This window comes from Dactylosporangium thailandense (assembly GCF_059739745.1).
In genome coordinates, this window is record NZ_AP029195.1 from 9,450,033 (window position 1) to 9,470,808 (window position 20,776).

Sequence of the window (20,776 nt, forward strand, 5' to 3'; positions counted from 1 at the left end):
ATTGCGAAACTCCCCGGCTGGACGAGCGTGAACGCCCGCGACGACCTCGGATACAACCAGGACGCGCTCGCCGGCTGGGTGCACGAGATGCTCCACCAGCTCGGCGAGCAGTACTACTTCCAGCAGCTGCACGTGCCCGGCGAGGTCGGCGTGCACGACGGCGAGGCGAAGGGCTACAACCAGAACAGCAATGGCCTGCCGTACTGGCTGGGCTGGTACAAGGACTACCTGAACGGCACCATCCCCGGCAACCTGGGCCTGGGCGCGAAGGCCTGGACGCGCGGCAACCGCCGCGGCGTGAACGACCTGCCGACGGGTCAGATGATCGTCGGCACGGGCTCGAGCCGCTGCGTCGACGTGTCCGGGGGCCGCGACGCCGACGGCACGAAGGTCCAGCTGTGGGACTTCCACGGTGGCCCGGAGGTCCGCTGGCGCTGGAACGGCAGCGCGCTGGTCAACACCAAGACGAACAAATGCCTGGATGTCTCCGGCGGTCGTACGTCGTCAGGCACCGTCGTCCAGTTGTGGACGTGCCTCGGCAACACCGCGCAGCAATGGCAGCTCGTGAACGGCAACCTGCGCAACCCGAACTCGGGCAAGTGCCTGGACGCCGACGGCTGGGGCACCGCCAACGGCACCCAGCTCATCATCTGGGACTGCGGCAACGCCCAGTCGAACCAGACCTGGCGCTTCCAGCAGTAGGCATCAATCGCGCCCTGACCGCCACTCGGAGGCGGTCAGGGCGTACTGCACCTCGCTGTCGCCCTCGCGATCGAACGTGGCCACGTGCCGCAGCCCGGCCTTCTCCATCACGCGGCGCGAGCCGGCGTTGACGGCCATGGTCTCGGCGAAGACCCGGTCAACGCCCACGACGTCGAAGCCGCGCGCGATCAGGGCACGGCTCGCCTCGGTCGCATAGCCCTTGCCCCACGCCTCACGCCGCAGCCGATACCCCACCTCGATGCCCGAACGGTCGACGTCGGCGGGCGGGCCGTCATGGCGGTACGGCCGGAAGAAGACCCACCCGAGGAACCGCCCGTCGGCCTCGACGGCCCAGTAGCCGAGGTCGTCGCCCCGCTCGTAGTGGGCCAGGATGAACGGCATCATGCCGCGGATCGTCTCCCGCGGCGTCGGATGGCCGCCGTTGAGGTACCGCATGACCTCCGGATCACTGTCCAGCTCGACGAGGTTGTCCAGGTCGTCCGACGTGAGCCGGCGCAGCACCAGCCGCTCGGTTTCCAGATGTATCACAGCAGCGTTCCTTGGATCGGGAAGGTCAGGCGGGCGGTGGTGATGCCCTCCAGGATCTGGTCCTCGTTCAGCTCGCGCTCCATCACCCGCGCGTAGTTGCGGCCCCGGTTGTGCGTGTTGCGCATGCGCACCACGTTCGGGAAGCGGCCCACCGCGCGCATGTCGCCCAAGCCCGACAAGAAGATCAACTGGATGCCGTTCGCGGCGGCGACTCGGCGTTGCAGGTCCAGGAAGGCCACGTAGTTCGCGGTGCCCAGGGGGTTGTCCATCGGCAGGACGCCCAGGCCTGGCACGTCGCCGCCGCGGTTCGCCGCGCGCAGGCGGGCGAGCATGCAGAACAGCAGCAGGCTGATCGTCACCTTCTCGCCGCCGCTCCACTTGCTCATCAGCTCGACCGGCTGGCGGTCGTCGGTCAGCTCGGTCGACGGCTTCAGCACGCGCGCGACGAAGTTACCGCGGCCCACCACCGCCGCGATCGCCTCCCAGGCCAGGCTCAGGCCGTCCGGGATCGGGTCCTTGCCCGCGACGAGCTTGTCCACCAACCGTTCCACCCGGCTGCGCAAGGTCGCGTCGCTGGTGTCCACACTGGAGCGTGGGCCGACGTCGAGGAAGCGCCGGTTGCGCAGGTGATCCGCGAGTCCGGCGGGAAGCTGAGCGTGGTGCTGAGCCCGTTGCAGGGTCTTCAATCCCTCTCGTACCTCCGCACACAGCGCCGTCACCACCAGGTGCTTGTCCTTCTCGACGGCGTCGAGCTCGCCGGCGAGGCCGTGGCGGTACGTCGAGAGCTGCTCGCCCAGCAGCTCGGTCCCGTCGAAGTCGAGGCGGCCGAGCTGGAAGCGGTCGCGCACCTCGGGGCTCACGGTGGCGAAGCGCTCCTCGGACGCCCAGCGGTCCACCCGGTGCGCCTCGGCGTTGAGCCGGTTGCGGGCCGCGGTCACGGACCGGTCGGCGGCCTGCAGCGCCCGGCGCGCGCCCCGGGCCGACTCGCGGGCCGCGTCCACGTCGCCCGCGAACGGGGCCGACTCCGTGGGCTCGGTGTCCTCGGTCAGGTCCGTGACGAGCTGCTGGAAGTCGTCCGCGCGGCGGCGCGCCGAGGCGGCCTCGGACTCGGCCCCCGCCGCGCGGTCGCGGGAGGACTGCTCCTGCTGGCGCGAGTCCGCGAGCCGGCGCGCGGCCGCGTCGGCCAGGCGCGTCGCCTCGTCGGCGTCGGCGGCGACCGGGAGGGTGGGTGTCGACTGTGGACGCTCGTTCAGGCTCCGGCGCGCGTCCGCGAGCTCGGCGTCGGCGGCCGGAAGGGCGAGCGTCGACTGTGGACACGCGTCCAGGTTCCGGCGCGCGTTCGCGGGCTCGGCGTCGGCGGCCGGGAGGGCGAGTGTCGACTGTGGACACGCGTCCAGGTTCCGGCGCGCGTTCGCGAGCGCGGCGCCGGCCAGGGTGGCGTCGCGCTGGGCGTCCAGGAAGGCGCGCTCGGCCTGCGCGATTTCATGTCGTACCGTCACCGGATCCGAAGCATCCAGCAGACGTTGCGCGGTCGCGCGCTCGTCCGGGGCGAACTGCTGGATCTCCTCGTCGAGCCCGGCCAGCCGGCTGGTGATCTCGGCGATCGTCGCCTCCAGCGCGGAGCCCGACGTCTGCCGGAGGTAGGCGTCGTGCGCGGCCTGGTAGGCGTTCGTGGCCTCGACCAGGCTCGGCAGCTCACCGGGCACCTCGTCCGCGGCGACGCGCTGGAGGTCCTCGCACCGGACGCGGTGCTCGCGCACGGTGGCGGCATCGCGGTCCGCCTCGGCGGCGTGGGCGTGGGCCGCGGTCGCCGCCGTGCGCTCCTCGGCCTCGGCCGAGGCCAGCTCCGCGTGCAGCGAGGCGCGCACCGACGGCAGTTCGTCCAGCTCGCCGCGCATTCGCGCGGCCTCCGGGGCGCGGCGAGCGAGATCGGACAGCGCGGCGAGGCGGATCGTCAACCGGCGGCGGCGCTCGGCCAGGTCGCGGCGCATGTGCTCGAGCAGGGCCGCGCGCTCGTCGAGCACGAGGCGGGTCTCCTGCAGCTCGGCGAGGCGCTGCTCGGACTCGCGCAGCGAGCGGCCGAGCCTCTCCGAGACCGCCTCGAGGTGCTCGAGGTGCCCGGCCGGGCAGCGCTCGGCCAGCGCGAGCAGCTGACCCCGCAGCTGCAGGTCGCGGTCGCGGGACTCGATCAGCTCGTGGACGCGCTGGTTGCGCTCGTCGCGGCCCCGGTTGCGCCGGTCGGTCTCGGAGGCGGCGGCGGTGCGGTCGTACATCGCGGGCGCCGGCGGCAGCACGAAGCCGACGGGCTTGGCCGGGTCCGAGTCCACAATGGACTGCAGGTCGCCGACCGCGGCGACCTGGACGGCCGAGGTCGGGAACAGGCGCGCCTCCTCGAGCGCGGTGCGGGCCCGTTCCAGGTCGGCCGGGTCGTGCACGAGCAGCCCGCCCACCAGGTGGGGCGCGTCGGCGATGGCGGCCGGCCAGGCGGCGGACGGTACCGAATCCGCCAGATGGTGCCAGCCCGTCGTCGCCGGGATCCGCTCCGCGGCCAGGACGTCCGCGGCCCGGGCGAGGTCCAGCGCGGCCGGGAGCAGCCCGCGCGCGGAGGCGAGCGCCTGCACCGCGCGGTCGTCCTCGGCGTCGGCGACGGCGAGCTGGATGCGGTGCCGGTCGGCGGTGATGACGGCCTCGGTGAGCAGGTCGGTGAGCGCGCGCTGCGAGTCGATCGGGTCGACGCGGTCCCGCTCGGCGAGCGCGGTCAGCCTCGGGTCCGTGGCCAGGGCCTCGATCTCGGCGAACAGCGGGCCGCGCTCGGCGTCGAGCACGGCCTTGTCGCGGGACAGCTCGGTGAGCGCTGTCTGCGCGTCCGCGCGATCGCGTTCGTATGCGGCGCGGTCCGCGTCGAGGCGCGCGGCCTCGGCCGGCAGTTCGTGCTCGATTCGCTGCGCGGCCTCGGCTTCGGCCGATCGGGCGAGCTCGAGGGCGCGATCGAGCTCGTCGCCGTCGAGATGGTCGGCCGCGGCGGCCAGGTCGCGGTCGTAGACGGCCAGCTGCGACTCGATCGTGCGCTGCTGCGCGTCGAGGCTGCCGAGCCGGCCCCGCAGCGAGTCGGCCAGGGTGCGCGCGGTGGCCTGACGCTCACGAGCGGATGACGCTTCGTGCGAGGTGGTCTCGATGCGCGCGCTCAATTCGTCGGCGGCGTTGCGCAACACGGCCAGGAGCACCGCGGCCGCGGCGGCCCGGGAGCGGCGCAACGGGGCCGCGCCCGCCTCGGCCTGTTCCTGCTGGCGGCGGGCGACCTCGAGGCGCTGGGCCTGCTCGACGTGGCGGATGAGGGCCGGCACGAGCTGCCAGGACCGGTGCAGGTGGCGGCGCTCGGCGACCAGCGCGTCGGCCGACAGCGCGGCCGCGGCGGCGTGCTCGTGGGTCAGGTCGGCGGCCCGGTATCGATAATGCCGTACGTGCTCGTCCAAAGTCGCGGACTCGGCGGCTGCGCGCTGTACCGCCGCATGAGCCTCCTCGGCGTGGGCGTCATGGCGCTCGGCGGCGGTCGCGGCGGACTGCACGGCGGCGCTCAACGCGCCCGCCAGACCGGCGGCGTCGAGGCGGGCCGCCCGCGCCGCGAGCTCGGCGTCGACGAGCGTGTCCCGGGCCGTGGCCAGGTCGGTGAGCAGCGTCGTGGCCTCGTCGCAGAAGGCGACCTCGGCGCGCAGCCGCGGCTGGCGGGCGAGGCGGTCGCGGGTGGTGCGCAGGATGGCGGCGACCTTGCCGGCCGAGGTGGGCTCCGTGACCAGCGTCAGCAGGTACTGCACAAACTCGTCGGCGGTCTTGAACCGGAAGTGATGCTCGATCCCGCCCTCGGTCGCGTTGATCTTCAGGATGGCGGTGAACAGGCCCGGGTCGAGCCCGCGGTCCTGCAGCGCCTGGGCCCAGCGCTCCTGCTTGGTGGTGACGATCGGCTCGGTCTCGTACGCCAGCCCCTCGACCGCCTTCGCGAAGTCCTTGAGCTCGGCCGAGTCGTACGGGAGCTGCTCGAGCTCGACGCCGGCGGCGGGCGTGAACGCGTACCAGGTCTGGCGCAGCCGCTCGTGCGAACCGTTCGGGTCCGAAGGCTGTGCGCGGTCGGCCCACTCGTAGACGCCGCCGGTGACCAGCCGCTGCCCCGCCGGGTCGATCCACTCGACGACGACGTGCGCGGTGTCGGAGCCCAGGATGCAGTCCTCGAGGTGGCGCCCGGTCGTGCCGGTGGCGAGGAAGTCGCGCCGGTCCGGGCGGATCAGCGCGCACAGCAGCGCGATCAGGGTCGACTTGCCGCCGCCGTTGCGCATCCACAGGATGGTGTCGAGCGGGGCGCCGTCGCGTCCCGTCAAATCCAGCCACACCTCGCGAAAACGCGCGGCGGGCGAGCCGATCCGGTCAAGGTAGATCCGCCGGATTCTCCAGAGCCTCGCGGGAGCTGCCATCAGTGCTGTACCGACCTCATCGCCTCGAGGGCCTCGCCACCCGCCACATCAGCGACCAGCAGACGGAAGCGGTCCGTGAGCTGGAACGTGCTCGGCCCGAGCTGCGGCATCGGCCGCGCGGCGCCCCGCTCCACGAGCCAGCCGAGCACCTCGGCGACCGCGAACTGCGTGCACCCCTTGGCCGGGCCGGGCTGGCGGTCCTTGGGCCGGAACGCGGCCGTGCGACGGTAGACCTCGGCCGCCTGCCGCGCCTGACCGTCCACCGTGTCGTCGTCGCCGGGTATCGCGAGCACCCGGTCGATCGTGTCGCGGATGAACTTGTCCAGCGCCGCGACCTCGACCGTCTTGACCTCGGTGCTGTCGAGGTCGACCTCCTGCGGAAACGCGTACGCCGCCACGCCGAGCACGATCAGTCCGGCGAGGAGCTTCTCGTCCGCGGACATGCCGGTGCTGCGCAGATCGCCCATCCGGACCGCGAAAACGCTCCCCGGGTAGGTGCTGAGCACGAGCCCGGTGCGCGGCGGCGCGCCGAGCACGACCAGCCCGAGCCCGCTCGCGAGCGTGTCCACCGTGTCACGGAACAGGGTCTGGGTGCGGTACCGCTCCAGCAGCTTCCCGTACGGGTTGCCGTCCGTCGGACGCGCGCCCGTGCGCAGGCCCAGCGCGACCAGCTCCGCCGCGGCCCGGACGTCCTCGATGGGTACGGTCACGCTTCCTGCTCCTCCTCGGTGTACTGCACGCGAAGGTCGTCGCCCCACGCCAACGGGTGGTCGAGCCGGGTGCCCGTCCGCTCGGTCTGCAGCGCGCTCAGGTCCTTGTGCTGCTCGCCGGGCTCGACGACGTCGGGCGCGTAGGCCCACAGCGCGGACAGCAGCACCAGCTCCGTGGTCTGGTCGTCCTTGGCGTCCTTGAGCAGCTCGGAGAGCAGCACCGGCTCCCGCTCGGCGCGCTTCAGGATGCGCGTCACCTCGGCGACCACAGTGGACGGATAGGCCTGGAGCTCGACGCCCTCGGTCTCCCCCGGGTCCTCGCTGTCCTCCTCGTCACCGGCGACCGGCCGCGGCGGCGCGAGCAGCACGTCGACGAGGTTGTCCAGCTGCAGCAGGCGTGGGATCCGCAGCCCGACGACGCGGTCCCCGAACGCCTCGACGACCTCGGTCGCCGCCTCCCGGTGCAGCTTCAGGACCGGATGGAGCAGTTCTCGCTCGACATGCAACAGCCGCAGGTGTACCCGACGGGCGAACACCTGCTGCAGCTGCGCCTGGAGGAAGATCGTCCGGGCGTCGCTGACGCGTTCGGCCAGGTCCAGATGCACCTGCCGAATGCGCCGCAGCGTGTCGACAAGGTCCCCGGAAGCCCGCCTGACCTCGGGATCCGTCTCGGTGTCGATGCCGGCGGCGACGTGGTTGAGCACCTCGGCGTCGGCGGCGATGCGCGCTTCGACATGCTCGCGTGCGCGTTGGAGTCGCTGCGGCACGTCGTTCACCCAGTCGATGGAACGCACATCCCGCTGTGTCGCATCGAGGATGTCCGCGAGCGAGGCGGACATCGCGACGGACACGCGCTCGGCCTGCATCGCGGTGCGCCCGGCGGCCTCGAACCGCCGGTCGCGCAGCTGCCGCTGGAGCACGACGGAGAACGCGGCCTCGGCGTCGTCGACGTCGAGATCGAGCCCGTTGAGGTAGAGCATGACGGCCTGCGGCGAGGCGAGCACCAGGGCACCGTCGGGCCCGTCCTGCAGCTGCAGGAGCCGGAAGGCGTACTCCTCGGTGTTGTCGAAGACGTACACGAACGCGCGCTGGTTGTCGGTGTCGTTGAGCAGTCCCCGGACCACCCACCGCGCGGCGTCCTCGTGCGCGCCGGTGTCGCCCGGCCGCATCCGCGCGGCGAGCTCGGCGATCGACTCGATCAGCTCGGCGAGCGTGAGCGCCCGCGCGAACCCGAGCGAGGCGACCGCGAGGTCGATCGCCGCGAGCGCAAGTTGCCGCAGGTCATAGGCCTCGTGGATGTCCGCGTGGACGGCGTTGCGCACGAGCCGCGCGACCGGGTCGGTGAGGATGAGCGCCCGCCACCGGGCGCGCATCGAGGCATGCCCCACCGGCGAGGCCACGAAGGGCTCGGTCACCCGCTGCCCTCCCCCGCCTCGCCGACACGTCCGCCTACCGTAGCAACCACGCTCGGCGGATCCGGAACAGCGAAAGCGGGTGTGACGTGCGCCCGAACCGTCCCGCCCCGGCGCCGCGCCAGGCCGCCAAAGACAGAACGAAGAATCCCGCGCGACGGAACGCGGGGCCCGGCGCATGTGACAAGCTCGACGGCGTGGTCGATCCCCAGTCGCTCACCCGGGACCTCAGGGCGTTTCGCAAAGGCCGGGCCGCCGGGAACCCGGTCTTCGCGAGCCGGCTGGGCGGCGCACTGCGCACGCTTGCCGGCATCACCGGCGCCGACACCACGGCGCAAGCGCGGACCAAGCTGCGCGAGGCTCTCGAGCCGGTGCTGCGCGAGCACGCGCCCGCGCTCCTGCTGCCGGGACTGGCGCAGTTCGCGCTGCTGCCGGACGCGATGCTGGAGACGCTCGAGGAGCGGCAGGCGTGGCTGGCCGAGCGGGAGCGGTACGGCATCAGGACCGCCCGCCGGCGCATGGACGAGGCGCTCGATGCCTTCGTCGCCGCGGCCGCCGGCACGACGGGGAGCGCGGCCGGTGGCCGGGCGCCCGGCGGCTGGCGGACCCGCTCGCTGGAGGGCGTGCTGGATCTGACCACCGACGGACCGCGGCTGACCGAGCGGCGGGTGGTCGAGTTCGTGGACGACGGGGTCGACGAGATCGCATGCCGGCTCAGCGCGCCCGGCCGGGACGGCTCCCGGCCGGCGCCCGCGCCGCCCGCGGTCGACGTGCTCTTCGGCGTCGCGATCGCCGGGCAGACGCATCCGAGCGCGGACCACCATCAGTACCGGCTCCGGCTGCCGCGGGCGTTCGGCGCCGGTGACCGCCATGAGTACGCGATGGCCTTCCGGTTCCCGCCGGGTACCGCCGTCGCGCCGCACTACGTCATGCAGCCGCTGACGCCGTGCGAGCACTTCAAGCTGATCGTGCGCTTCGACCCGGGCCGGCCGCCGCGGCAGGCCTGGAAGCTGGACGGCGTCGCACCGCGCGTCGTCGACGGCGGCCGCCAGGGCGAACGGCTCTCGCCCGACGGCCTCGGGGAGCTGCACCACGAGTTCTGGCGGCTGCACGAGGGGCTGGCGTACGGCGTTCGATGGACCCCGCAGGCCAGCCCGCCGTGATCATCGGTCGTGCGACTCCATGGAACCCTCCACTGATCCCCCCGGGGCGGTTGCACCCGCTCATCAGCATGTGCCGCGCGGCCCGCATGCGGCAGGGGTTGCCCGTTGGCAACACGGGTCAACGCTCGGCGACCGCGGCAGTGAGCCGGGGCAGGAGCTCGCGCACGTGCGGCCGCGCCGTCCAGCGGTTCAGCTCGCGACCCAGGCGGCGCAGGTCGGCGGCGATCGTCACCGACCCGGTGCCGGCGCACCAGCGCAGCACCCGCTGCGCCTCGGCGCATCCCCGCTCGACGTCGCCGATGCCGACCAGGGCCAGCGTGTATCGGGCCCCGATCCGGGCCCGCATCCGGTGCGCGTAACGCGGTGTGCGGTCCAGCTGGGCACTGAGCAGCTCACCGGCCCGCGCCGCGTCGCCGAGGTCGACGAGCGCGAAGCCGGCCGCCATGTCGTTGAGATCGATCACGTTGGTCGTGCCGAGCTCCGGCAGCGCGCCGTGCGTCTCCGGCTCGGACAACCACCGCTCGGCCCGCTCGAGCGCCCGGTGACACTCGGACACGGCCCCGGCCAGCGCATGCCCCTGGGCCTCCCGCTGCGCGGCGAGCCCCCGGACCCGGCTGCCGCAGTCGAGCAGTTGCGCCTGCCGCGCCAGCGCGACCGTCTCGTCCGAGCGCAGCTGGTACATCGCCATCTCGGCTCGCCGCACGAGCGCGTACCCGCGCAGGCTGCGGTCGCCGCCCCGATCGGCGAATCGCACCGCGAGCTCGGTCCAGTGCCACGCGTGCTCGTCGTCGCCGCTCTCCTGCGCCATCCAGCCGGTGTACTCCGCGAACCTGGCCGCGAGCTGCCACAACGGCCCGCCCTCGGCCTCGGTCGCGGCGCCGGCGATGGCCGCGAGCTCGCGGGTGTGCAGGATGAGGTGCGGCAGCAGCGACGAGGGCGCGGTGGACTGCCCTCGGCCCCGCAGCAGGTCGAACACCATCCGGTACCACGCGAAGGTGTCGTCGCCGGCGTCGTGCGCGCTTGCCGCGAGCCAGGAGAACCGGCCGGCGTAGCCGCCGGCGCCGTCGCCGCCGACGCGCAGGACGTCGACGTCCTCGACGGGCCGTCGCTGCGGTCGCCGGGCCCTGCGGCGCCGGCCCGGCGCCGGCCTTCCGACCAGCGCGGCGAGCCGCCCCTCGGCCTTGAACGCGGTGTCGACCGCCCGAGCGAACTCCGGGCTGGGCAGCTGCACACCGTTCTCGATCTTACTGAGATGACTCTTGTGGTAGTGAACCTCGCCGGATAGATCGCTCAGGGACCATCCCTCCGCGAGTCGTCGCCGTCGCATTTCCGGGCCGAATTGCTCCACCACCGTGCCTCCGAGTGATGTTTCCGTCGCGTATAGTCGCGCCGTCGACCGGCGACTTACACCAAGCATCGGGGTGGCACGCAAGCATCGCCAAGTACTATTCCGGGCCCAAGCCTCGGGCACCCGGAATGGCACGGAAATTGGCCAGTCACCGATGGCCCTTCCGGCCGATTTCGTGGCCAATTTGCTGGCCAGACCGGCTGGCCGAGCGAACGCGCGGTTGCCCGCACCCGGGACCCGGGGCCCGAACGGCCGACTCGGCCGACCCGACCGGGCATAACCCGAAGCGTCCCCGAATGAGCTACAGGAAACACCTTGCCGATGCATGAATCACCGGCAAAGCTGTGCATTCGCAACCCCCCAGCCTTTCACCGGTAGCCCCGGCCGATCACCGATCGCGATCATTCAGAAAGAGGCTGACCCACCGATGATCGACATTATGATCAGCTACCGAACCGCAGACGAACCCCTCGCCGCAGTGCTGATCGACGAGGCCCTGACCAAACGAATCGGCCCGCGCGTCTTCCGCGACCATCGGTCGATCGCCCCCGGCGCCGCCTATCCGGCCGAGATCTGGACCGCGGTCGGGCAGTGCCAGATCCTCGCGGCCGTGATCGGCACCCGCTGGCTGGAGCGCGACGAGCACGGTCGCCGGCGCATCGACGACCCCAAGGACTACGTCCGCCGCGAGGTCGCCGAGGCCCTGCGCCGCCGGGTCGTCGTGGTCCCGATCCTGGTCGGCGACGCGGAGCTGCCCGCGGCGGGCGACCTGCCGCTGGAGCTGCGCGGCCTCGCGCTGTGTCAGTACCGCACGCTGCGCTTCCGTGACGCCGCCCAGGACGCCGACCGTCTGGCCGACGAGCTCGTCGGGCTGCTCGCGGCCCCGGCGACCGAGCCGGCTCCGGCGTCGCCCACCACCTCCGACCCCGCCACCGTGGCCGGCACGCCGAGCGTGGTCACCACCTTCAGCGGGCCCGTGGACATCCAGCGCGGCATCTTCGGCATCGTCAATCACTACCAGGAGTGAGGCGTGAGCACGCAGGACGAGCCGGTGGAGCCGGACGACCCGAGTGAGGAGCCGGCGGCGGAGCAGCCGGAAGCGGACGAGCCGGAGCAGGCCGAGCCTCAGCCCGCCGAGCCACAGCCCAAGCCCGGGGAGGCCGCCGAGCCGGCCGGGCAGCCCACGGAGAAGCCCAAGGATGCGCCCGATCTCGATCTGGGCCGCGTGGTCGAGGAGCAGGCCAAGGCCGCCCGCATCGAGAACGAGAAGATCCGCGAGCAGGTCAGCAACGTCAACATGCACTTCTACGCGGACGTCAACGCCACGGGCGCACAGTTCGGCGTGCTGGACGACGGCGAGCGCCGGGCCGGTGGCCAACGCAAGGTCACCGGCAAGCTCGCCGCGGCCGAGGTCGAGGCGATCGTCTCGACCTACGCGGAGCCGGAGTGCTTCGCCGACACGGTGGCCAAGCTGCAGAGGGACCGGGTGGTCATCATCGAGGGCCGTCCCGGTCTCGGCCGGCGGGCCGGCGCGATCAGCCTGCTGCGCCGGGTCACCCGCGAGCAGATCGTGGTGCTGTCACCGCTGAGTTCGCCGCAGCAGCTCACCGAGCGCACGTACGAGCAGGCCAAGGGCTACCTGGTGCTCGACCAGGTGCGCGAACGCGTCCGGGCGGACCTGGAGTTCAGCTGGTCGAGCCTCCGGCAGCAGGTCCAGGCGGCCGGGGCCTTCCTCGTCATCACGAATGACTACGTCGGCGTGGCGGCGGGGGCGATCGCGCGCGTGCCCTGGGCCTGCCCGCCCGTCGCGGACGTGCTGCGCGCCCATCTGGCCGGACGCGCGGACCTCGAGGAGGTCGTGACGTGCGTGCTCGCCACGCTCCCGGAGGACGCCTCGCTGGCCAAGGTCGTGGCGCTCGCCGCGATGATCCGCGACGAGGGGCTCACGGTCGAGGAGGCGCTGCGCAAGCAGGACGAGAGCGCGGAGCGGCAGGTGCGGGAGTGGTTCGCCGGCGGTCCGAGCCAGCGGGAGCTGCACGCCGTGACCGCCGCGTGCTTCCTCGCCGGCACCGACGTGCGCACGTACGAGACGCTCCTGGAGCTGCTGCACGAGATCATGGCGCGGCGGGTGGAGGGCCGCACGGCCAGGTCGGAGCTGCGCCGCCGGGACACCTCGATCTTCGGCGAGCGCGAGGCACGCCTGCACGACACCAGCCTGATCGTCATGTCCGACCTGCCGTGGCGCGGCGGCACCATCCAGCGGATCGGGTTCAAGGAGCCGGCCTACCGCCGATACGTCCTGGCCGTGCTGTGGCGCACGCAGACCATCCACTTCTGGAACGCCGTCCGTGAGTGGCTCGACGCCGCGGTGGCGACCGACGCCGGCGACGTGACCGCGATCAGCAGCGGCCTGGCCTGGCTGGCCTGCTGCAGCGTCGACGAGGTCCAGCGCTCCTTTCTGGAGCGGTGGTCGAAGGGCGACATCGGGCTGCCGGGCCAGATCATGACCGCCTACGTGCTGTGGCTGCTGTGCCACCGCGACGGGCTCGAGCCGGTCGCCCTGGATACGGCGGTGCGCTGGGCCCAGGACAAGAGCCCGCAGCGACGGTGGACGGCCGCCGTCGCCCTCGGCGGCGAGCTGGGGATGTTCTTCCCCGCGGACGCGGTCAACGGGCTCTGGCAACTCGGCTCGCAGACCCGCGACGAGCTGCTGTTCACGGTCAGCTGCATCGCGATGTCCAATCTCTTCGCCACGCTGCGCGACGACGAGCACGGGGACCCGACCATCGTGCTCGGCCTGCTCGAGAAGAAGATGACCAGCTTCGGCACCGGCGACGGGCGCCGCCCTGGCAAGCGCCCGATGCCGTGGAACCAGCTCATGCACCTGCGCGAGCTCACGATGCTGATGACGCTGTCGGTCCTGAGCGCCCGCAGCTTCCGCACCAACCGCCCGGCGGTCGCCGAGTACCTCTACACCGACCCGGACCGGATGGCCCAGATCGCCCGGATCTGGGCCGGCGTCCTCGTCTACCGCCCGCTGCGCTGGGAGGCCTTCGCCGCACTCCGAAGCGCCCTGCACGCGCTGCGGGACATCAGCGAGAACCCGCCGGAGACCGCCCGGGCGTTCGGCCTCGCCCTCGCCGCGGCGCTGCCGACGAGCGAGCGGGAGGCGTTCCACGACACCTTCGTCCGCGTCGACGAGCGCCTCCGCAAGGGGCGACGGGAACCGCTGGCCGAGGTCCTCGTCGCCTGTCTTGAAGCCATCGCAGTGAAGATCCGGTCCAGAGGAGCACGATGAGCCGTCCTTACCCCATCATCGAATCCCGTGTCCTGACCAAGGCGGAGAAGTCGCGGTGGTTCAGCCGCCGCAGCCGCCGCGCGGATGAGATTCCGCGGCCGTCGGCGCACGAGTCGCTGGTCTACCGCGTCGGCAACGACTTCATCCTCGACGAGGACCGCATGTCGCCGGTCGACGAGCGCGTCGTCAACGCCACCAACGTCTGCGTGGTCGACACGAGCCGCGACGCGCTGGTCACCGTGCAGTTCACGATCCCGTCCGAGGACGCGTCGCACTTCGACGTCTTCGTGACCTTCACGTGCACCGTCACCGACCCCGCGCTCGTCGTCAAGGGCGGCGTCAACGCCGTCTCGTCGCTGACCGGGCACCTGAAGGCACACCACCGCATCTTCGAGCTCGGGCTGGACTACAAGCTCACCGACGTCAACGACGTCCGGCGAATGGTCAGCGCGCAGGTGCGGGCCTACCTGACGCACGTGCCGGCCCGCGTGCCGGGCCTCCAGGTCCGCTTCGCGAACGTCGAGGTCAGCAGCCCCAAGTCGCTGATCGACTTCGAGAGCAAGCGGCGCGACACCGACTTCGCCCACCAGCTCGACATCTACGAGCTGGAGCACCTCCAGCGCAAGGAGACGCAGACCGCCCGGCACGGCGCGCATCTCCAGCGCGGCAGGCACTCGCTCGACCTGGAGCTGGACGGCGACACTCACGCGCACGGCCAGCGCAAGTCCCGGCTCGACCTCGAGCTCGACGAGGAGCAGCACGCCTCGACGCTGCGCCAGGCGCGCGCGGACACGGCGCAGGAGCTCTGGCTGGTGCACCAGCGCAACGAGGCCGCCCGGGCCGAGTTCGAGGCGAACGCCGAAATGATCAACGGCGACCCGAAGCGGGCGCTGCTCGCCGCCTACGCCGCCGGACAGCTCGACGCCCAGGGTCTCTCCGCCGGGCTCAAGGCCCTCGACGACAGCGCCCGCGAGGCGACGCTGCAGGAGGCGCTGGCGAAGCGGGACGAGACCCTGGCGCTGCAGGAGGCCGGCCTGAAGGCGGAGGGGGCACGGCACTCCTGGTCGGCCGAGGACCGGCGGCAGACGCGGGAGTTCGACCAGCGCCGCCTCGACCAGGAACGCGAGGAGCGGCTCGAGGACAAGCGGGAGGCCCGCGAGGACGCCCGGCTGCTGCAGGAGCGGCAGTTCGAGATGGCCAAGCACCTGGCGGCGCAGGGCCACTTCAACACGTCGGACCTCGGCGCCGACCGGATCTTCGCCAAGGTGATGGACATGCCCGAGCCGGCGCTGGCTGGGCGGGACGCGCGCGGCGGCCGGGCCGTCGGGTCCGGCGTCGATGCCGAGCTGGAGGGCGACCCGGGCGGAATGGATGAGGCCCAGTGACTGAGACCGTACTGATCCGCCCGCAGTCCGACGAGGACACCGTCGAGATCAAGCGGGAGCCGTACCGCCCTTCCCGCCCCGCTCGCATGGGCCCGGGGCGCTGGCTGCGGCACATCGCCGGCGTCGACGAGACGATCCTGGACTGGGCGCCGGAGGAGCGGCACCGGTACACGCGGCTGGGCGCGATCGTGCTCAACACCGGGATCATGGCCGCGCTGTCGATGTACGTCCTGCTCGGCTCGCACGAGATCTCGCCCCTGATCCTCGTGCCAGCCGCGCTGACCTGGGGGTACATCGTCCTGAGCTTCGACCGCTGGCTGGTGTCGAACACGCACGGCACCGGCGGCATGAGCACCGGAACCTTCATCGCCCGCACGGCGATCTCCGTGCTCATGGGCCTCGTCGTCGCCGAGCCGCTGCTGCTGTGGATGTTCAGCTCGGACATTCATTCGCAGGTCAACAAGACCCGCAGCGCGACCGTCGAGACGTACGAAAGCACCCTCAAGCGCTGCAACCCGCTCGACGGCGAGGCACCGAAGGACCCCACGGGCTGCTCGAAGGAGTTCACCCTCAACGTCGCGGGGGCACCGCGGCCGCTGCTGGACGCGAAGGCGGCTGCCGAGCGCGAGCGGGACAAGGCCAAGTCGGACATCGCCGCGATCGACGCCGAGATCAACCGGCGCGAGGACCTGGCCCGGCAGGAGTGCAACGGCACCAAGGGCACCGGGCTCAGCGGCCGGGTCGGCGAGGGGCCGAACTGCCGGCAGCTGCGCGGTGAGACGCAGCAGTACAAGGCGAGCAGCGGCCGCGCGGATCGCCAGAAGGAGCTCGACACGGCCAACGCCAAGATCGCCGAAATCGACGCGCAGCTGACCGCGGCGAGCCGGACGTACTCCGAGAACGTCACCGCGACCATCAAGCAGCGCGTCGACCAGAAGCGCGACGAGATGGAGCGGCCCGGCCTGCTCGACCAGGAGAAGGCGCTGGACGAGCTCGGCCGGGAGAACTCCTTCGTGCTCTTCCAGAGCTACCTGCTGCGACTGCTGCTGGTGGTGCTGGACTGCCTGCCCGTGCTGGTCAAGAAAATGACCCGGCCGACCACCTACGACGGTCTGCTCTCGCGGCAGCTCACCGTCGACAACCGGCTGCACGAGAAGACGCTGAAGAACCACTCCGAGCGCGAGATCGGCGACCTCGACGTGCAGATCCAGCAGAACGAGCACAACGTCCGGGTGCGCAAGGAGCGCATCGAGGAGCAGGGCCGCGACGCCGAGGCGGACCGCCAGGCGAACCTCGACGCCCAGATCGAGGAGCTGGCCCGCCGGCTGCGCGGCGACGTCTGACAACGCGGTGGCCGCCCCGTTCGCGAGGGGCGGCCACCTTCATGCGCAAGACCTTCGGCGCTCAGAAGAGCTTCTTGGCCGATCCCAGCCGCAGGAAGACCGTCTCGCCGGTGGCGTCCTGGACGCCGTCGTTGTCGGTGATCGCGTACACCTGGCCGTCGCCGGCGATCGTCAGGCCCTCGAGCTTCTCCTGCGTCCAGCCGTTGTCGGCGCGCAGGTAGGGCAGCACGTCGACGGCCAGGCGCTTCTGCAGCACCGGGAACGTGTCGGTGTCGGGGAGCTTGACCGTGTACACCCGCTTGATCTTGGCGTTCGGGCCGTTGAGCTTGTCGCGCTCGATCACCGCGAGGGTGTTCTCGTCGACGGCGACGACCTCCGACAGCCCGATCCAGTCGCCCGGCGTCGTGGTGGTCTCCAGCCGGTACCCGTACCACCGCCACGTCTTGTTCGTGAGGTCGTAGCGCCCGATGCGGGCAATGCCCTTGGGGTCGGTGCCGAGCTCGCGCTGAAGGGCCACGAACAGATAGTTGCCCGCGCCCGTCACGCCCTCGATGCCCCATTTCGAAAGGCCCGCGGCGATATCCTGCGGCAGCGGCACGGTCTCGACCGTCCGCCCGTTCGCGTCGAGCCGGACGAGCTTGTTGCCATCGCCCGTCGCGCCCTCGACACCGAGCCAGAAACCGCCCTGCGGCCGCGCGTAAATCCCCTCGGCGTCGTATCCGACCGGCGCCCCAGCCGCGTCCGTCACGGTCAGCTCGGTCGTGATCTCGGCCGGCTTCCGCGCCGCGTCGATCGTCAGGATTCGGGTCGGCGAGTAGGCCGCGTCGGTCACGGAGTACAGCTTCGAGGGCTTTCCGGGAACGGCGGACAATGCGCCGAGCGCGCCCCAGCCGATGAGGTCGCGGCTCACGATGCCCGGGAATCCGGGCTCGTCGCGGCCCAGCTCGAACAGGCCGACGCTCGAGCGCACATTCACCGAGGCGTCGTCGACCTCGCTGGAAACGGCGAGCATGTCCCGCGAGGGAATGGGGAGCAGTCCTTCGGGCCCGTTCGTCGTGGGCAGGATCTGCTTGAAGACCGGCTTCGCGGGGTTGTCGATGTCGTACACCGCGACGAAGTTGCTGCGCTCCGACCCGACGAACGCGTAGCGCGTGCCGTGGAACGTGGCGATCGCGAGACCCTCGGGCTCGGTGCCCTTCTTGCCGGCCCGGCCCTCGTTGTGCAGCCCATAGGTGACCGCGAGGTTTTCGAAGCTGTTTCCGGCGTCCCAGACGACCCGGCCGGTGTACGTGTCGAAAACGGTCCAGCCGCGGGTCCCGCCCTTCCAGTCGCCCTCGTTCGCGGTGGCCACATACCGGTCATCCACCCAGGCGACCGAATCGGGTTCGCGCGGCACGTCGGTGATCTGCCCGGTGAGGTCGAGCTTGCCGTCGTTCTTGACGTCGATGCCCTTGACGGTGGCGGTACCGGCGGAGAATGCCTTCTCCACCCGGCCCGTCCGCAGATCGATGACGACGATGCCGTTGTTCTCCTGCAGCGTGACAACGGCCTTGTCGCGCGCGTTGATCGAGACGTATTCGGGCTCGGCGTCCCCGGGCGCGGTGAGCCCCTGAAGCTTCTCCGCGGGCAGCTCGACCTTGCGCACTCCCCAGCGCGCCGGATTGTCCGACGGGAAGTCGACGATCCGCACGAATCCGGCCGGCGCCTGCGGCAGATCCCCGCCGTTCACGCTTTCGTCGCGCTGATTCTCGATGGCGATGGCGGCGTAGCGCTTGCTCTTGCCGATCGCGATCGAGTCCGGCTGCCCGCCGAGGTCGATGGTGCGCACAATCCGGCGGTCCTTGATGCGGACGACCAGCAGCACACCGGACGGGTTCGTGAAGCTCGCGCTCGTGTCGACGACGACGAGCGCGTATTCGCCCCGGACGGTGACCGAGGTCGGCTCCCCGTCGACCCCGAGCGTGCCGAGCCCCTGCGGCTTCTTCGCGTTGCGGATGTCGAGGAACCCGACGCGCTTGCCGAGCGCGTCGGTGTAGATCAGCCTCTTGCCGTCCTCGGTGACCGCGGAGATCTCGGCGGCCGTCGGGGCGGCGGCGTCCTGCCCGGCGGGCCGGTTCTGGAAGACGGGATAGGTGGCCTGACGATCCCAATAGACGGGGCGACTGCCGTGCGCGCTGGCGGCCGTGCCGGGAACAAGCCCGGCCGAGGTGACCGCGAGCGTCACGAGCGCGAGAGAAATCTTGCGACGGGACATGCGTCGTGATCTTGGCAGGCGACGTTGCCCGTCGGGTGCCAATCGGCTGAACGGCGAGCAACGAGGCCGTGACGGCTCTCCAGGCCCAGCGGACTCTTCGACGCCCTGGCGCCCATCCTCGGCATGACGCCGCTGACCGAGGCCGACGGGCGGCTCATGCGGGTCCGCCGCGAGCTGAGCGACAGGGTCGCGACCGTCAAGGCCCGGCGCGAGGCCCTGCGCCTGGCGCTGGCAGAGGTCGACGACCAGCGGGCCGCGGACGCCGTCGCCATCCTGGCCAAGCGGACGCCCGACCTCGACGCCCTCGATCAGCTGCTCGCCGACGCGGGCGAGGACGCCGCCGACCCGGTCGCGGTCGCCGGTCGTCGCGTGGTCGCCGTCGAGTTCCCCGAGCTCGAGCAGGTCAATCGGCTGGGCGAGGAGCTCGCGGAGGCGTCGCGGCGAGCCGATGAGCTGGTCGCCGCCGGCGCGGGCGCCGCCGACGAGGCCGCGCGGCTGCTGCGAATGGCGGTCGCCTTCCATGATGAGCATGGCGACGTCGTCTGCCCGGTCTGTGGTGCCGGGACACTCGACGCCGCCTGGCGCGCGAACGCCGGCGAGACCGTCGCTCGGCTTCAACGCGGTACCGCGGCGGTCGACCGGCTGCGGGAGGTGCGCGCTCGGGCCGAGCGCCTGCTCGATGTGGGCCCGCGAATCCGTTCCGAGGATCTCGAAGCGCTCGGCGAACCCGCGACGCGGTTCCGCGCGCTGCTCGATGCGTGGGATGCGAAAGCACTCTCCGCCTATCCCCCGCTGCTGGATGCGCTCACCGAACTCCAGGAGCACACTCGCGCCTGGCTGCGTCAGCGCCACGACGCCTGGCGCGAACAGGGGGCCGCGTTGCAGGAATGGCTGCCGCAGGCCCGCGCCGCCTCCGAGGCCGACGCGCGGCTGAAGCGCGTCAACGCCGCCCGGGACTGGCTGAAGCCCGCCATCACCGCGCTGCGGGACGAGCGGTTCGAGCCGTTCGCACAGCGCTCGCAGGAGATCTGGGACGCGTTGCGCCAGGAGAGCAACGTCGAGCTGGCCGGGATGCGACTCGCCGCCGCCAACACCCGCCGCACCATCGCCTTTCCGGCCAAGGTGGACGGCACGAGTACGTCTGCCATGGCCGTGATGAGCCGGTCCAGAGCATGGACCCGTCGAAGGTCGACGGCCTCGCTCAGGTGCTGGCCGGCCTGGCCCAAACCCGGCAGGTCGTCGTCTTCACGCACGACAACCGGCTGCCCGAGGCCATCCGCCGCCTCCGCATCGACGCGATCATCTGGGCCGTCACGCGCCGCGACCGGTCCGAGATCGAGATCCGCAAGAACAGCGACCCGATCGACCGGTACATCGCGGACGCCGTCGCCATCCTGAAGGCCGACGAACTCGCCGACAACGCCCGGTATCCGCTCGTGTCCGGCTTCTGCCGCTCCGCGCTGGAGGCCGCCTGCCACGAGCGCATCCGCCGCATCTTCATCCGCCGCGGCGACAAGCACGCCGACGTCGAAGAACTCATCGAGAAGGCGCTGACCCTGAACCAGGTCGCGGCGCTGGCACTCTTCGGCGACATGCACGAGAGCGGCAAGGTCCTCACGAAGCTCAACGGGGAACTGGGACGTTGGGCGGGCGATGCCTTCATGGCGTGCAAGCAGGGCGTCCATCGAGCCGGGACCGTGGACCTCGCAACACTGGTCCACGACAGCCGCCGCCTGGCGGGAGCCCTGCGATGACCGGTGGCGGATCGCAGGACTGCCTCGCCGCGGCGGACAAGATGCTGACCAGCGTGGTGAGCGGTGCCCGGGGCACATGGCCGCGAGCCTGCGCGTGGCTCCTGCGGATGGCCCTGGAGTCGGCGATGGACGACTACTGGCGGCGCTGTCACCCCGGCGTGGCCGGCCTCAGGGCGAGGGCACCGCAGTTCCTCGTGCTCGAGCGGTACGCCGGCCGTCGGATCGCCGCCAACGCCGGCTACACGTGGTGGGCCCTGTCCCGCGCCGGGCACCATCACTGCTACGAGCTCGGCCTCACCGCCGGCGAACTTCGCCGGCTGCGGGACACGGTGACGGAGCTCGTCGCCGACCTCCGCAGCGCGGAGGCCGGGCCGATCGCGCCGTGAAGGTCGCGG

Annotated in this window: 15 protein-coding genes; 8 read left to right on the forward strand and 7 right to left on the reverse strand. The window is 71.8% G+C overall.

The window, feature by feature from the left end; all coding sequences use genetic code 11:
* Positions 1-27 precede the first annotated feature (27 nt).
* Complete coding sequence (locus AC6JBM_RS42055; RefSeq protein WP_497979353.1) at positions 28-702, forward strand: RICIN domain-containing protein; 675 nt, start codon at positions 28-30, stop codon at positions 700-702.
* Between the two features lie 3 nt (positions 703-705).
* Here AC6JBM_RS42055 and AC6JBM_RS42060 read toward each other — a convergent pair whose 3' ends face one another.
* From AC6JBM_RS42060 to AC6JBM_RS42075, 4 genes are all read right to left on the reverse strand, one after another.
* Positions 706-1,251, reverse strand: a complete 546-nt coding sequence (locus tag AC6JBM_RS42060; RefSeq protein WP_497979354.1) for a GNAT family N-acetyltransferase — start codon at positions 1,249-1,251, stop codon at positions 706-708.
* Entirely contained in the window at positions 1,248-5,621 is a 4,374-nt protein-coding gene (locus AC6JBM_RS42065; protein WP_497979355.1) for a coiled-coil domain-containing protein, read from the reverse strand. The genes AC6JBM_RS42060 and AC6JBM_RS42065 overlap by 4 nt, the downstream gene beginning before the upstream one ends.
* A gap of 92 nt (positions 5,622-5,713) precedes the next feature.
* Positions 5,714-6,424, reverse strand: coding sequence for a hypothetical protein (locus tag AC6JBM_RS42070; protein ID WP_350610040.1), 711 nt, complete (start codon positions 6,422-6,424; stop codon positions 5,714-5,716).
* Entirely contained in the window at positions 6,421-7,839 is a 1,419-nt protein-coding gene (locus AC6JBM_RS42075) for a hypothetical protein (protein WP_497979356.1), read from the reverse strand. The genes AC6JBM_RS42070 and AC6JBM_RS42075 overlap by 4 nt, the downstream gene beginning before the upstream one ends.
* Before the next feature lie 194 nt (positions 7,840-8,033).
* On the opposite strand from AC6JBM_RS42075, the gene AC6JBM_RS42080 reads away from it, so the two are divergent.
* Positions 8,034-8,999 (forward strand): hypothetical protein, encoded by a 966-nt coding sequence (locus AC6JBM_RS42080; RefSeq protein WP_497979357.1) that lies wholly within the window; start codon positions 8,034-8,036, stop codon positions 8,997-8,999.
* Between the two features lie 118 nt (positions 9,000-9,117).
* Here AC6JBM_RS42080 and AC6JBM_RS42085 read toward each other — a convergent pair whose 3' ends face one another.
* The gene (locus tag AC6JBM_RS42085; protein ID WP_497979358.1) at positions 9,118-10,674 is read right to left on the reverse strand and encodes a helix-turn-helix domain-containing protein; all 1,557 of its coding nucleotides are present in this window, start codon (positions 10,672-10,674) and stop codon (positions 9,118-9,120) included.
* A 112-nt stretch (positions 10,675-10,786) separates the two neighbouring features.
* On the opposite strand from AC6JBM_RS42085, the gene AC6JBM_RS42090 reads away from it, so the two are divergent.
* The 4 genes from AC6JBM_RS42090 to AC6JBM_RS42105 are packed head-to-tail and all read left to right on the forward strand — an operon-like array spanning position 10,787 to position 16,373.
* Positions 10,787-11,374 (forward strand): toll/interleukin-1 receptor domain-containing protein, encoded by a 588-nt coding sequence (locus AC6JBM_RS42090; protein ID WP_497979359.1) that lies wholly within the window; start codon positions 10,787-10,789, stop codon positions 11,372-11,374.
* Positions 11,375-11,377: 3 nt separating this feature from the next.
* A complete protein-coding gene (locus AC6JBM_RS42095) occupies positions 11,378-13,645 on the forward strand; it encodes a hypothetical protein (protein WP_497979360.1) in 2,268 nt (755 codons plus the stop codon).
* Positions 13,642-15,030, forward strand: coding sequence for a hypothetical protein (locus AC6JBM_RS42100; RefSeq protein WP_497979361.1), 1,389 nt, complete (start codon positions 13,642-13,644; stop codon positions 15,028-15,030). Before AC6JBM_RS42095 ends, AC6JBM_RS42100 begins: the two co-directional genes overlap by 4 nt.
* Positions 15,027-16,373: a DUF4407 domain-containing protein gene (locus AC6JBM_RS42105; protein ID WP_497979362.1), complete on the forward strand. Its 1,347-nt coding sequence runs from the start codon at positions 15,027-15,029 to the stop codon at positions 16,371-16,373. The genes AC6JBM_RS42100 and AC6JBM_RS42105 overlap by 4 nt, the downstream gene beginning before the upstream one ends.
* 61 nt (positions 16,374-16,434) lie before the next feature.
* Here AC6JBM_RS42105 and AC6JBM_RS42110 read toward each other — a convergent pair whose 3' ends face one another.
* On the reverse strand, positions 16,435-19,479 hold the full coding sequence (locus tag AC6JBM_RS42110; protein WP_497979363.1) for an esterase-like activity of phytase family protein: 3,045 nt from the start codon (positions 19,477-19,479) through the stop codon (positions 16,435-16,437).
* Complete coding sequence (locus tag AC6JBM_RS42115; RefSeq protein ID WP_497979364.1) at positions 19,470-19,775, reverse strand: hypothetical protein; 306 nt, start codon at positions 19,773-19,775, stop codon at positions 19,470-19,472. Before AC6JBM_RS42115 ends, AC6JBM_RS42110 begins: the two co-directional genes overlap by 10 nt.
* A 24-nt stretch (positions 19,776-19,799) precedes the next feature.
* Between AC6JBM_RS42115 and AC6JBM_RS42120 the strand changes: the two genes are divergently transcribed.
* Both AC6JBM_RS42120 and AC6JBM_RS42125 read left to right on the forward strand, forming a co-directional pair.
* Positions 19,800-20,381, forward strand: a complete 582-nt coding sequence (locus AC6JBM_RS42120) for a hypothetical protein (RefSeq protein WP_497979365.1) — start codon at positions 19,800-19,802, stop codon at positions 20,379-20,381.
* Positions 20,378-20,767: a hypothetical protein gene (locus AC6JBM_RS42125; protein WP_497979366.1), complete on the forward strand. Its 390-nt coding sequence runs from the start codon at positions 20,378-20,380 to the stop codon at positions 20,765-20,767. The genes AC6JBM_RS42120 and AC6JBM_RS42125 overlap by 4 nt, the downstream gene beginning before the upstream one ends.
* Positions 20,768-20,776: the final 9 nt, after the last annotated feature.

Bases quoted from the DNA above. Each gene is read 5' to 3' on its own strand.
- AC6JBM_RS42085 (WP_497979358.1), bottom strand. From the start codon at position 10,674: ATGCATCGGCAAGGTGTTTCCTGTAGCTCATTCGGGGACGCTTCGGGT.
- AC6JBM_RS42090 (WP_497979359.1), top strand. From the start codon at position 10,787: ATGATCAGCTACCGAACCGCAGACGAACCCCTCGCCGCAGTGCTGATC.
- AC6JBM_RS42100 (WP_497979361.1), top strand. From the start codon at position 13,642: ATGAGCCGTCCTTACCCCATCATCGAATCCCGTGTCCTGACCAAGGCG.
- AC6JBM_RS42115 (WP_497979364.1), bottom strand. From the start codon at position 19,775: ATGGCAGACGTACTCGTGCCGTCCACCTTGGCCGGAAAGGCGATGGTG.
- AC6JBM_RS42120 (WP_497979365.1), top strand. From the start codon at position 19,800: ATGGACCCGTCGAAGGTCGACGGCCTCGCTCAGGTGCTGGCCGGCCTG.
- AC6JBM_RS42125 (WP_497979366.1), top strand. From the start codon at position 20,378: ATGACCGGTGGCGGATCGCAGGACTGCCTCGCCGCGGCGGACAAGATG.